At 38.9% G+C, this 14,009-nt stretch carries 11 protein-coding genes; all 11 read left to right on the top strand.

Annotated features, from left to right (window positions below; genetic code table 11):
• The first annotated feature begins 22 nt into the window (after window positions 1–22).
• The 11 genes from NFR29_RS04905 (at window position 23) to NFR29_RS04855 (ending at window position 13,995) form a co-directional block, all read left to right on the top strand.
• Window positions 23–1,216 carry an aminotransferase-like domain-containing protein gene (locus NFR29_RS04905; protein WP_251424100.1) on the top strand — a complete coding sequence of 398 codons (1,194 nt, stop codon included), beginning with the start codon at window positions 23–25 and terminating at the stop codon, window positions 1,214–1,216.
• Window positions 1,217–1,436: 220 nt separating this feature from the next.
• Entirely contained in the window at window positions 1,437–2,273 is an 837-nt protein-coding gene (locus tag NFR29_RS04900) for an Mrp/NBP35 family ATP-binding protein (RefSeq protein WP_251424098.1), read from the top strand.
• 208 nt (window positions 2,274–2,481) lie between these two features.
• A complete protein-coding gene (locus NFR29_RS04895) occupies window positions 2,482–3,816 on the top strand; it encodes a M18 family aminopeptidase (RefSeq protein WP_251424096.1) in 1,335 nt (444 codons plus the stop codon).
• 210 nt (window positions 3,817–4,026) lie between these two features.
• The gene (locus NFR29_RS04890) at window positions 4,027–7,473 is read left to right on the top strand and encodes a pyruvate carboxylase (RefSeq protein WP_251424094.1); all 3,447 of its coding nucleotides are present in this window, start codon (window positions 4,027–4,029) and stop codon (window positions 7,471–7,473) included.
• Between the two features lie 158 nt (window positions 7,474–7,631).
• The gene (gene nrdR, locus NFR29_RS04885; protein WP_251424092.1) at window positions 7,632–8,135 is read left to right on the top strand and encodes a transcriptional regulator NrdR; all 504 of its coding nucleotides are present in this window, start codon (window positions 7,632–7,634) and stop codon (window positions 8,133–8,135) included.
• A 68-nt stretch (window positions 8,136–8,203) separates the two neighbouring features.
• The gene (gmhA, locus tag NFR29_RS04880; protein ID WP_251424090.1) at window positions 8,204–8,773 is read left to right on the top strand and encodes a D-sedoheptulose 7-phosphate isomerase; all 570 of its coding nucleotides are present in this window, start codon (window positions 8,204–8,206) and stop codon (window positions 8,771–8,773) included.
• A gap of 126 nt (window positions 8,774–8,899) precedes the next feature.
• On the top strand, window positions 8,900–10,378 hold the full coding sequence (rfaE1, locus tag NFR29_RS04875) for a D-glycero-beta-D-manno-heptose-7-phosphate kinase (protein ID WP_251424088.1): 1,479 nt from the start codon (window positions 8,900–8,902) through the stop codon (window positions 10,376–10,378).
• Complete coding sequence (rfaD, locus tag NFR29_RS04870) at window positions 10,375–11,340, top strand: ADP-glyceromanno-heptose 6-epimerase (RefSeq protein WP_251424087.1); 966 nt, start codon at window positions 10,375–10,377, stop codon at window positions 11,338–11,340. Before rfaE1 ends, rfaD begins: the two co-directional genes overlap by 4 nt.
• 42 nt (window positions 11,341–11,382) lie before the next feature.
• Entirely contained in the window at window positions 11,383–11,880 is a 498-nt protein-coding gene (locus NFR29_RS04865) for a D-glycero-alpha-D-manno-heptose-1,7-bisphosphate 7-phosphatase (protein WP_251424086.1), read from the top strand.
• 58 nt (window positions 11,881–11,938) lie between these two features.
• Window positions 11,939–12,958 carry a glycosyltransferase family 9 protein gene (locus tag NFR29_RS04860; protein WP_251424084.1) on the top strand — a complete coding sequence of 340 codons (1,020 nt, stop codon included), beginning with the start codon at window positions 11,939–11,941 and terminating at the stop codon, window positions 12,956–12,958.
• On the top strand, window positions 12,958–13,995 hold the full coding sequence (locus tag NFR29_RS04855) for a glycosyltransferase family 9 protein (RefSeq protein WP_251424082.1): 1,038 nt from the start codon (window positions 12,958–12,960) through the stop codon (window positions 13,993–13,995). The genes NFR29_RS04860 and NFR29_RS04855 overlap by 1 nt, the downstream gene beginning before the upstream one ends.
• The last annotated feature ends 14 nt before the right edge of the window (window positions 13,996–14,009 follow it).

Below are 14,009 nucleotides of genomic sequence, written 5' to 3'. Positions count from 1 at the left end.
CGTGTTATAGAAAGGTGTTATTATGAGTTTTTCTCTTCCTGAACGAGTGACCTTAAAAGGTCCCAATTTTATTCGTGAAGTTTTTGAACGCGGTGTAGGCGTGCCAGGTTTTATTAGCTTTGGTATAGGAAATCCTGCACCAGAAGCGATTCCTGTACAGATCATTGAAGAGGCTTTTGACAAAGTCGTTCACGACAATCCTATGAGCTTATTGCAATATGGTCCTATGCAAGGTGATAGCCGTCTGGCAGAATTGACCTTACAGCGATTAGAAAAGGTACATCATATGAATCTTGATGGGCAAGGTTTAATTATTTCTAACGGTGCAGGCCAATTATTAGGATTAGTACCTATCACTGTGTTGGAACCAGGCGATGAAGTATATATGGATGATTATACTTTCACTAGTGCTATCAACTCTGTTCGCAATATGGGCGGTAAAGCAGTAGGAATTAAAACAGATGCAGATGGTATGATTCCAGAAGCATTGGAAAAAGCGGCGCAGTCTGGCAAAGGCAAATATATTTATTTAATTCCTAATTTCCAAAACCCTACAGGCATTACTATGTCCTTAGAGCGACGGAAAGCCATTTATGATATTGCGTCTAAATACGATTTATTTATTTACGAAGACGATCCATATGGTGAAATTCGTTTTTCTGGTGAAAGCATACCTAGCTTTAAATCCTTTGATCATGAAAACCGAGTACTTTATGCTGGATCTTATTCTAAAACCTTGTCCGCTGGTCTGCGGGTCGGTTTTTTATTAGGTCCTGAAGATGTCATCACGGCTATACAAGCGTTAAAAAATAATACAGCAGGTCAAATGCCGTTAGTGACACAAAAGGTTGTGGCTCACGTATTAGATACCATTGATTATGACGCACATTTAGACAATGTACGGGCCGTATATAAAGAAAAATGTGATGCTATGTTGAGTGTATTTAGAGAAAAAGGGAGCTCTAAAGTGCACTTAACAGAACCGACAGGTGGTATGTTTGCGTGGATGACTGTACCAGAATCAGTCGATGTAGAAGCATTTTTTGAAGCTGCTATGGAGCGTAATGTAGGCATTATTAAATGTGGAGCATTCGCCGCTGATGGAGTAGGTGAAGGTCATTCTTTCCGATTGAGTTATACGGTGCCGACCATTGATGAAATCAAGACAGGTATGGATATCCTTTGTGCATTGACGAAAGAGTTTTGCGGTGAATAAATAGAGCTTCTCCCGATTAAACGATTCTAAGGCTTATGAAGAACCTTTATTGGTAGTAACGAATGTTAAAGGTAGTAAGTATATTGATAAAAATGGATATAACTGCTACAATAGAATCGTAGATATACGTGATAGCTAGGCTTTCACAGAATATATTTACAACATAGAAATTATTTCATTTATATAGAGGGCAAGTCCCAAAAGAAAGCAGGTGTTTATTATGGGTTGCGGTAGTAGTAGCGATTGCGGCGGATGCCCATCTCAATCTCAAGGTTGTGGCGGTGCAGCACAAGCACAACAACCTCAAGACTTAACAGCTCCTTTACATGAGTTAAGTTCCGTTAAACATGTTATCGGTGTTGTATCTGGTAAAGGTGGAGTAGGTAAATCCTCCGTTACTAGTTTGATGGCCTTAACCATGGCTCGTAAAGGTTATAAAGTAGGTATTTTAGATGCAGATATTACCGGTCCATCTATTCCTAAAATGTTTGGTATTAAAGAAAAGGCTTACGCTGACGAAGTAGGTATGTATCCTGTTACTTCTAAAGGTGGCATCGACGTTATGTCTGTAAACCTTTTGTTGGAAAATGATACGGATCCAGTATTATGGCGTGGTCCTATTCTTGGTAATGTGGTTAAACAATTTTATAGTGATGTGATTTGGAAAGACATTGACTATTTATTTGTAGATATGCCACCAGGAACAGGTGATGTAGCAATTACTGTGTATCAATCCTTAAAATTAGATGGCATCATTGTCGTTACATCTCCACAAGATTTGGTGTCTATGATTGTTGAAAAAGCTGTGAAAATGGCTGATTTAATGCAAGTGCCTATCATCGGTGTAGTAGAAAACTATTCCTATTTCCACTGCCCAGATAATGGCAAAGATTACAAAATCTTTGGTGAAAGTCACATTGAAGAAATTCTTGAAAAATATGGATTATTATTGTTAAGTCGACTTCCAATTGACCCAACCATTGCAAACCTTTGCGATGCTGGTGATATTGAATCTATTGAAAAAACAAATCTGGAACACGTATCTTTACCAGAATAATAAAAAGCTGTGTACATAGGTGCACAGCTTTTTTGTTTGCCCCTTATTACTCTTATTTAGGAGTTGGTTAAAATTGAATATACATTGGCAGCACTAGAAGAAAGCGTATATGGTAAAATAAAAATATATTGAAATATCTCTTATTGAAACCATAGATTATGTCTCTTAACAGTATGACATATGTCTGTTTATGGATTAGGAGGAATTTATGAATTTAGATAACTCTCGTTTATTACGATATATACAATCTTGTACATCACCGTATCATACGGTAGATACGAGCTTACAATTATTAGTGGATCAAGGCTTTACAGAACTGTCTATGGAAGAACCGTGGAATTTGAAAGCAGGCGATTATGTAGTCAATGTGTATGGTACAACATTGTTTGCTTTCCATATTGGACACGATTATCGCCATTCTCTTCGCATTGCATCGGCTCATACTGATTTCCCTTCTATACGGGTTAAGCCAAATCCCATTACGAGGGTGCAAGGCTATACAAAACTCAATGTAGAGATGTATGGAGGGCTCATTCAAAATACATGGCTTGATCGACCATTGGCAGCAGCTGGTACAGTTGTATTAAAAGGAGATACGCCTTATGATGTAGAGTCTGTGTTAGTGGATACGAAACGACCAATAGCGATTATTCCTAATTTGGCTATTCATATGAATCGTTCTGTCAATGAAGGAGTTCCTTTAAATAAACAAAAAGAAATGCTTCCCTTGTTGATGATGGATGGCAAAAATAGTAAATCTGTTAATCATACGAGGGAACAGTTAGAAAAAGAGGAACAGTCAGACTATGATGAATGGATTGCTTTATTAGCGTCGGAAGTCAATTGTGAGGCATCCGAAATTTTGTCTTTTGAAATTGGCTTATATCCAGTTGTAGAGGGTGTTGAAGTAGGTGCTCAAGCTGATTTTATAGTAAGCCCACGACTTGATAATTTAACATCTTGTTTTGGTGTTCTGGAAGGGATTGTAGAAGCGAAAATAAAAGATGCCGAAGGCATTCGCTGTGCTATTCTTTTTGATAATGAAGAAGTAGGTAGTCGCACAAAACAAGGCGGAGCGGGTATGTTATTGCCAAATTTATTAGACCGTGTATACCGCAGTTTAGGATTGTCAGAAGAAGACTTAGCTGTAGACGTAGCAAAAGGCTTTATGATTTCTGCCGATGTAGCGCACGGACTACATCCTAATTATGTAGAGAAATACGATATTACAAATCTGCCTACCTTAAATGGAGGTGTTACGCTAAAATTAGCAGCTAGCCAATCTTATGCAGGGGATGCAAAAGCCTTTGCCATTGTAAAAGGGCTTTGTGAAGAAGCTGGCGCAACTTATCAAATCTTCGTAAATCGTTCCGATAGTCCTGGTGGATCTACGGTGGGATCGATTTCGTCTGCTATGCTTCCTATGCGGACTATGGATATTGGATTACCTTTATTAGCAATGCATTCTGCGGTTGAAACGATGGGGGCTCATGACCAAGGACAATTGAATCAACTGATGAAATATTTTTTAGGTGAAAGCTAGAAAAATTTCTTTTAATACATAGAAAATCTCTGTATAATATAAGTATATTTTCATTGTTTCTATTAATTAAAAATTTTAATGTGAAATTAAAATTTTTAATTAAATGTATGATAAGGGGATTCTTTTAGATAGATACTCATCATAGAAAGGAATAATGAAATACAATACGGTATAAGAAGTTATACAATATAGTACTCTATAGGAGGCACCATGAAACAAATTAAATCCGTTTTAGTAGCTAATCGTGGCGAAATCGCTATTCGTGTATTCCGCGCATGTAATGAAATGGGTATTAAAACAGTTGCTATTTATTCGAAAGAAGACACTTTATCCTTACACCGTAATCAAGCAGATGAAGCTTATTTAGTAGGGGAAGGTAAAAAGCCTGTTGATGCCTATTTAGATATTGAAGACATTATTCGTATTGCTAAAGAACACGATATCGATGCCATCCATCCTGGGTATGGTTTTTTGTCTGAAAATGAAGAGTTTGCTCGCCGTTGTGCTGAAGAAGGTATTATTTTCATCGGTCCTCGCATTGAACACTTACATATGTTCGGGGACAAAGTTAATGCTCGTGAACAAGCTAAATTGGCAGATATTCCTATGATTCCTGGTTCCGATGGGGCTCTTAGAGATTATGCTCAATTAGAAGAATTTGCTAACACATACGGTTTCCCATTAATGATTAAAGCCGTTAATGGTGGAGGCGGTCGCGGTATGCGTGAAGTTTACAAAATGGAAGACCTTCGTGACGCTTATGACCGTGCAAAATCTGAGGCAAAAGCAGCATTTGGAGATGATGATGTATACGTAGAAAAACTCATCGTTGAACCAAAACATATTGAGGTTCAAATCCTCGGTGATGAACATGGCAATGTAATCCATTTATATGAACGTGATTGTTCTGTACAACGACGTCACCAAAAAGTTGTGGAAATGGCACCTGCGTTTGCGTTGCCCCTAGAAACGCGCCAAGCTATTTGCGATGCAGCTGTTAAACTTATGAAAAATGTAGGATATCTGAATGCGGGTACAGTAGAATTCTTAGTAACAGCTGATGGAAGTTTCTATTTTATTGAAGTTAACCCTCGTATCCAAGTAGAGCATACTGTAACAGAAATGATTACAGATATTGACATCGTGCATACACAAATTCGTATCGCTGAAGGATATGATTTGCACAGTCCAGAAGTAGGCATTCCTAATCAAGCAGATATTCCTTGTAAGGGGACTGCTATTCAATGTCGTATTACTACGGAAGATCCAAAAAATAATTTTATGCCTGATACGGGTAAAATTTTAGCTTATAGAAGTTCTGGTGGGTTTGGTATTCGCCTAGATTCTGGTAATGCCTTTACAGGTGCTATCGTTACGCCATATTATGATTCTTTACTTGTGAAAGCTACTACATATAGCGCTAATAACGAAGATACAATTCGCAAAATGATTCGGGCTTTAAAAGAATTCCGTATTCGTGGCGTGAAAACGAATATTCATTTTTTAATTAATGTGTTGGAACATCCAGAATTTCAACGTGGTAGCTATACAGTTAATTTTATTGAAGATCATCCAGAATTGTTTGAAATCAAACAGGAACGAGATCGTGGTACGAGATTGCTTCGTTATATTGCGGATACAACGATTAATGGCTATGCCGGGGCAGGTCATCAAGAGGTGCCGAATTTCGAACCTATTCAAATGCCTAAGACTCTCGATGTAGAGCCGATGGTAGGGACAAAACAAAAATTTGATGAATTAGGTCCTGAAGGATTTAGTAAATGGGTGTCTGACCAAAAGAAAGTATTTTTTACCGATACGACATGGCGTGATGCGCATCAATCCTTATTTGCTACTCGCGTTCGTACTATTGATATGGCTCGCGTAGCTGGGCACGCCGCTAAAGGTGTTCCTAATTTATTCTCATTAGAATGTTGGGGTGGTGCTACATTTGACGTATCCTACCGCTTCTTAAATGAAGATCCGTGGGAGCGGCTGCGCATGTTCCGTCAAGAAGTGCCAAACACATTGTTGCAAATGTTATTGCGCGGTGCCAATGCAGTAGGTTACACATCATATCCTGATAACGTTGTACGCAAATTTATTCAATTGGCTAGTAAAAATGGTATCGATGTATTCCGCGTATTCGATAGTTTGAATAGTTTAGACAACATGAAAGTAGCTATCGACGAAGTACGCAATGAAAATAAAATCGCTGAAGTTGCGTTGTGCTACACTGGTGATATTCTCGATGATGCACGTCCTAAATACAATCTTGGATACTACGTCAATATGGCCAAAGAATTGGAAAAGGCAGGGGCTAACTTCATTTGTATTAAAGATATGGCAGGTTTGTTGAAACCGCAAGCGGCGTACAATCTTGTATCTGCTTTGAAAGACGCTGTTACTGTGCCAATTCACTTGCATACGCATGAAGGTTCTGGCAACTCTATTTACTCCTATGGTCGCGCTGTTGATGCTGGCGTTGATATTATCGACTTAGCATACTCTGCTTTTGCTAACGGTACTAGCCAACCAAGTATGAACTCCATGTACTATGCATTGTCTGGTCACGATCGGCAACCAACGTTGAACATTGATTACATGGAAGAGATGTCTCATTATTTTGGCAGTATTCGTCCTTACTACGAAGGTGTTGATAAGGGGGAAAAATATCCGAATACAGAAGTATATCAACACGAAATGCCAGGTGGCCAATATACTAATTTACAACAACAAGCTAAGATGGTAGGTCTAGGCGAGCGTTGGGGCGAAATCAAAAAAGTATACCACGAAGTGAATATGATGTTCGGTGATATTATTAAAGTAACGCCATCTTCTAAAGTTGTAGGGGATATGACATTGTACATGGTGCAAAATAACTTAACGGAACAAGATATTTACGACAAGGGCGATACTCTCGACTTCCCTCAATCTGTAGTGGAATTCTTTGAAGGCCGACTTGGTACTCCATACCAAGGATTCCCTGAAAAATTGCAAAAGATTATCTTGAAAGGGGCTAGCCCAATCGTAGGTCGCCCAGGGGAAGCTTTAGAGCCTGTTGATTTTGAAGCTGTTCGTAATGATGTTATCGCTATGGGCGCAACAGGTACAGACGAAGATGTAATTGCGTACTGCTTATATCCAAAAGTATTCCAAGATTACATTAAGTTCACAAAAGACTTTGGAGATGTATCTGTACTGGATACACCAACATTCTTTTTCGGCATGAATCGGAATGAAGAAATCCAAGTTACTATTGAAAAAGGTAAAACATTGATCATTAAATTGAATGGTTACTCTGAACCAGACGAAGACGGTAATAGAACAATCCTCTTTGAGTTCAATGGTCAACCTCGTTCCCTTAAAGTTCATGATAAACATGCCAAAACAACTGGCGTTGTTCGTCGTAAAGCAGATGAAATGATTCCAGGAGAAATCGGCGCTACCTTATCTGGTTCCGTCGTGAAAGTGCTGGTAAAACTTGGTCAATCTGTATCGAAAGGGGAACCATTGGTAGTAACAGAAGCGATGAAAATGGAAACTACTATTACTGCTCCGATGGATGGTATTGTAGAAGAAATTCTTGTTCGCGATGGTAGTGCTATCGAATCTGGTGACTGCTTGCTTCGCATTGAAAATGCTCCAAACAGTTAATATCAAATAATTAATATAAAGCGAGTCGTTATAAAACGGCTCGCTTTTGCTTGTATATTTTGTGTTTTATTGCCTTTCGTGGTACTATATAGAGTATAAGAAAATGGGATTTTTGCGCGTAAATTTACATATATAATACTAAAGGAGGCATATACTGTATGAGATGTCCTTATTGCCAACACACTGATACGAAGGTAACAGACTCTAGAACAACCGATGAGGGGAATAGTATTCGTCGTCGTCGTGAATGTATTAGCTGTGGACGACGTTTTACTACTTATGAAGTGGTTGAAGAAGTACCATTAATGGTGGCTAAGAAAAATGGGCGCCGCGAGTTATTTGACCGAGGGAAATTATTAAATGGTTTGTTACGGTCTTGCGATAAACGGACAGTGCCAATGTCCATTATGGAACAAGTTGTAAATGATGTAGAACGAGAGATTCGCAACGAAGTAAGCCAAGAAGTAACTACAGATCGCATTGGTGAACTTGTATTGCAGCAATTAAAAGATATCGACCAAGTTGCGTACGTTCGTTTTGCTTCTGTATATCGTAAGTTTGATAATATTGATAGTTTTATGGAAGAATTAAAATCTTTAAAGAAGTTAGATAATAAACGTAAAAAAGAAAAGTCTGAATCAAAAGAAGTAAAAGAAGACTAATCATTAAGCATAATATAAGGGGCATGTAGTAGGAGAGATGCTGACCTCCTTATACAGGAGATAGAATCATGGCAGAAATAAATCCAATTATTGCAGAACGTTTTTCAGACCATCTTGATGTGTTTGGCAAGACGATGGAACGCATGGATATAATCGAAGAAATTGCAGAGCGATGCAAAGTAGCCTTAGCGAATGGAAATAAGATTTTATTTTGTGGTAATGGAGGCTCTGCAGCAGATTCTCAACATTTGGCAGCTGAATTAGTAGGGCGTTATAAAAAAGAGCGCCGCTCTTTGGCGTCTATTGCATTGACTACAGATACATCAATTTTGACAGCCGTAGCTAATGATTATGATTTTGACTCTATTTTCTCTCGTCAAGTAGAAGGATTAGGCCGTTCTGGTGATGTATTGATTGGCATTTCTACATCGGGAAATTCCAAAAACGTAGTAAAAGCTGTAGAAACGGCACGTTCTGTGGGGATGCATACTATCGCTTTCACTGGAGAAGGGGGCGGCAAACTAGGTGAATTATGTGATATTACCTTTGCTGTACCTAGCAATGTGACAGCTCGTATTCAAGAAATGCATATCCTCATAGGTCACATTATTTGTGAACTTATCGAAGAGGATTATTAACATCGACTTAGTGAAAGCAAATCTATTTAGAGAGAGCTATCCTATTTAGAGAGCGCTATCTAAGAACTATTAGTAGATGATAAAAGAGAATTATAAAGAATTACAAAATAAACAGAAAGGGGAACTATGATTACACATACAATCAATGAGTTTTTGCGTAATTCATTGCCAAATTTAAAAATTGCCGTTATTGGCGATGTCATGGTGGATCGCTATGTATTTGGCGATGTCAGTCGTATTTCCCCAGAAGCGCCAGTGCCTGTAAATAGAGTATCTTCTATAAAAGAAGTGCTCGGCGGTGCTGGCAATGTAGCGTCTAACCTAGCCAATTTAGATTGCCATGTATATCTAGGAGGCATTGCTGGTAATGATGTGCACGGGCAAGTCTTGAAAGAGTTACTTGCTGCAGATGGCATCGACACGTCTGGCATGATTTATGGTGATCATCGTTCTACCATTACTAAGATGCGCATCCTCGGCGACCGTCAACAAATGATGCGCCTTGATTTTGAAACTATATCGGATGTAACCGAAGAGGAGGAATGTCGCCTAGTAGAATGGCTGAAAGCTCTCTGTGAAGATGGCTTGCAAGGTATTGTCATTTCTGACTACGGCAAAGGCGTATGTACACCGAGTGTATTAGCCAAAGTCTTTGCCATTGCGAAAGAATATAATATTCAGACCATCGTTGATCCGAAAGGGGCGGACTGGTCTAAATATAATGGAGCTACTTGCATTACACCAAATGTAAAAGAATTAGGCGAGTCTGTAGGCTATGCGCTAGATAATACCGACGAAGCTGTAATCAAAGCAGCAGGAAAAGTATTAGCTAATGTCGAGTTAGAATATGTCATTGCCACTCGTTCTGCAAAAGGTATTACAGTAGTGGCTAAAGATGGCCGAACTTGGCATAATCCAGCTACCCAACAAGATGTCTTTGATGTCAGTGGTGCAGGCGATACGGTCGTATCTATGATGATTGCTTGCTTAGCAAGCGGTTTGTCTATGCGTTTAGCATTGCATATCGCTAATGGTGCTGCTGGTATTGTCGTTTCGAAAGTCGGTACATATCCAATTCACCGATCTGAATTGATAGACTTGTGGCAATCTTTACAACAAAGAGGTCATATGAAACCGTTATATACAAAAGAAGAGATGAAGGCTCTCATCGACCAGTGGAAATCGAAGGATGAAACGGTAGTATTTACGAATGGCTGTTTCGATATTTTACACCGTGGACATATTACGTATTTACAAGAAGCGGCACAATTGGGACAACACTTAATCATTGGTTTAAATTCCGATGAATCGGTAAAGCGCTTAAAAGGCGAAACTCGACCAATCATAGGTGAAGAAGATCGGGCAGCTCTTTTGAGCGCATTAGGCTGTATTGATGGGGTTGTACTCTTTGGAGAAGATACACCAGCAGAATTATTAGCTTATTTACAACCTAATATTCTTGTTAAAGGTGGAGATTATAAAAAAGAAGATATCGTCGGTCGAGAATCCGTCGATGATGTAGAAGTATTGTCTTTCAAAGACGGCTATTCTACATCTGATATTGTTAAGAAAATTGCTACTATGGCTAAGGAAGGTAAACTATGATTATTGTAACAGGTGGTGCCGGTTTTATCGGTAGTAATATCGTCAAAGCATTAAATGAACGTGGTCGCAATGATATTCTTATCGTAGATGATTTAACGGATGGTCGTAAAATTCGAAACATTCAGAATTTAGATTTTTTAGATTATATGGACTGTGAAGATTTTGATTCGGCTATTGCGGAGGGAACTTTTAATATTGGGCCTATTGATGTTGTATTCCATCAAGGTGCTTGCGCGGATACCATGGAATATAATGGTCGTTTTATGATGAAAAACAACTACGAAGGGTCTAAAAATTTATTCCATTACTGTCAAGATAGAGCGATTCCATTTATTTATGCGTCATCTGCCTCTACTTATGGTAATGGAACCAATGGCTTCGTAGAAAAGCCAGAAGCAGAAGAAGCATTAAATCCATATGCGTACTCTAAATTGTTGTTCGATCGGTATGTACGTAAATTTGAAGGTGAATATACGGCACAAGTGGTAGGCTTGCGTTACTTTAATGTATTTGGCCCTAATGAAGCGCATAAAGACAAAATGGCATCTTTAGTACGTCAAATGTTCTACAAAAACCAAGAAACAGGTGTCATCAACTTGTTTGAAGGCACAGATGGTTATGAAAATGGTGGTCATACACGCGATTTTATTTATGTAAAAGACGTAGTGAATGTGAACTTTTTCTTTTGGGAGCACCCAGAGATTTCCGGTGTATTCAACTGTGGTACAGGCAATGCGCATAGCTTTAACGAATTTATGCAAGCTGTTATCGACTACAACGGAAAAGGTCGTATTGAATATATTCCATTCCCAGAGGTATTAAAAGGTAAATACCAAAGCTTTACTGAAGCAGATACGACAAAATTGATGGCTGCTGGCTACGATAAAGGCTTTACAGAATTGTCTGAAGCTGTTAAAGAATATTGTGAATTATTAGAAAATAACGAAGGTTACTTGCGCTAATGACGACTGCGTCTAGGCTGGGTCCTACTAGGAAAGGAAGCTATGCGTAAAGTATTATTTTTAGATCGAGATGGGGTCATCAATAAAGATGTATCTTATCTCTATAAAATCGAAGATCTACAGTGGGTAGACGGTGCAAAAGAAGCTTTGAAATTGGCTTATGACGCTGGTTATGATCTCATCGTAGTGACCAACCAAAGCGGTGTAGCACGGGGCTATTATAAAGAGTCAGATGTTCAAATCTTACATGACTATATGGGAAATGAACTAGATAAAGCAGGGGCTCCGATTTTGCGCTTTTATTATTGTCCTCATCACAAAGATGGCACTGTAGAACGTTACGCTGTAGACTGCGATTGTCGTAAACCGAAACCAGGCATGTTATTACAGGCTATTAAAGAGTACAATGTAGATCCTAGTGAAAGCTTTTTAATTGGCGATAATGTGCGCGATGTAGAGTCGGCAGAAGCAGCAGGTGTAAAGGGTTATTTGTTTACTGGCACCGATTTATTATCGTTTATGAAAATAATCTTGAACTAATTAGGGGACAGCGGATAGGATTTATGAATTATAATGGTCGTTGATATGAGGGAGGATTATGAAGGATTACAAGAATATACTCATTATTAAAATGAGTTCCCTTGGTGATGTAATTCACAGTTTGCCAACTTTATATGCATTGCGCAAAAATTTGCCTCATGCCCATATTACATGGGCTATTCACAAGCAATTTGCCGATTTATTGCCAGGCAAACCGTGGGTTGATGATATCATTATTATCGACAAAAAACAGTTAACATCACCATCATACTTGTGGAACCTTCGTAAAGATTTGAAAGCTCGTCATTTTGATATGACCTTAGATTTACAATCCATTGCTAAAAGCGCTGTTGTTTCTGCTTTGTCGGGGGCACCTGAGAAATATGGGTATTGGGAGTTGCGAGAAGGTAGTAATTTAGTCAATACCCCTCTCGTTGGCGACCATCAATTTGATCACGTCATTGAGCGTTACTTAGATACGGTGCGTGTATTGGGCGGTGAAGTAGATGGTGTCGAATTTCCTATGCCAATCTATAGTGAAGCAGAACAATCTATCCGGCAACGCTTAGCTGAGCGCGGTGTCCATGACGACTATATCGTCGTCGTCCCTGGTGCGCGCTGGGTCGTAAAGGAATGGCCTTTAGTCAATTTTGGGGAACTCTGCATTCGCCTTTGTGAAAGCGGGAAAAAAGTGGTCATCGCTGGTGCTCCTGATGATGACGATAAAGGAGAATTCCTGGAACAATATGTGAAACATGATAATCTCATTAACTTAGTAGGCACTACATCGATGCCAGAGTTAATTGAATTGATTCGCCATTGTCAGCTCTTTATTAGTGCTGATACAGGACCGTTGCATATAGCTAATGCTTTGAAAAAGCCGTTGATTGCTATGTTTGGTACAACTTCTCCTGAACGAACAGGCCCTTATGGGGGCAGTCATGTACATATCATCATTTCCCCTACATCTAAAGCAACACCAGAACAACCATTGATTGATGACCCTCACTGTATGGCACAAATTCCTGTTGATACGGTGTGGGATGTATATACTGATATTGTGAGAAAGGATACGTAATGGAACTAGATTATAAACGCATTGTCGTAACCTTTCTTATGCACCTAGGCGACGTAGTGTTGACGACGCCTTTTCTTGAAGTATTAAGAAAAGCAGCACCTCATAGTCATATTACATACGTCATTGATGAAAAATTAGAAGATGTTTTGGCCTATAGTCCTTATATTGATGAACTTATTACGGTTGATAAAAAAGGTCGACATAATAGTATTAATGGGTTAAAAGAAATAGCTGCGGAAATTAATGCTAACGGTCAACCAGATATAGTGATTAATTTACATCCCAATGAAAGAACATCTTATTTAGCGTGGCAAATTAAAGGGAAAGAAACGGTGGGAATGAGTCATTTCTTATTTCGTCTGTTTATGACTCACTATACTCGCTTGGATCGAAAGACTCGCCATGCTGCCGATATGTATATCAATGTACTGGAACAATTAGGTGTAACAGATATATCAAATCATGGTTTATATATTGAAACGAGCCAAGCTTGGAAAGATAAGGCTGCTCGTTTTTATGAATCCCACCATATTAAACCTAATGATATTTTAATAGGCTTTAATATTGGTAGTGCAGTACCAGAAAAAAGATGGCCTCCAGAACGTTTTGCTGCGGTAGCCGATTATTTTGGCCGAAAAGGGTACAAAACAATCTTTTTCGGTGGCCCTATGGATAGGGATATGGTCCAATCTGTAGTTAATCTTATGGAAACTAAACCCATTGTAGGAACTGGGGAGTTTTCTATTGGTGAATTAGCCGCTGCCATGAAATGGTGCGATTTATTGATTACTAATGACTCGGGACCTATGCATGTAGCTATTAGCCAGGGTGTCCCAATTGTGGCCCTCTATGGTCCATCCAATCCATTTTTCTATGGCCCATATAAAGCTAAAACAATTGTCTTAGAATCTATGGATCGCTATGAGATTGGTAAAAGCATGAAAAAGGTTATTCGAGAAGGTACATATAAAGGTATTTCTGTTATTACCACAGAACAAGTTATTGAGGCTGCGCAAACTTTATTGCAAAGCAAATGATTATCGAGTAGGCT

The organism is Veillonella agrestimuris, from assembly GCF_943193065.1.
Lineage (GTDB): Bacteria > Bacillota > Negativicutes > Veillonellales > Veillonellaceae > Veillonella > Veillonella agrestimuris.
The sequence above is the reverse complement of the archived record's forward strand: the minus strand, read 5'-3'. Positions and strand labels throughout refer to the sequence as shown.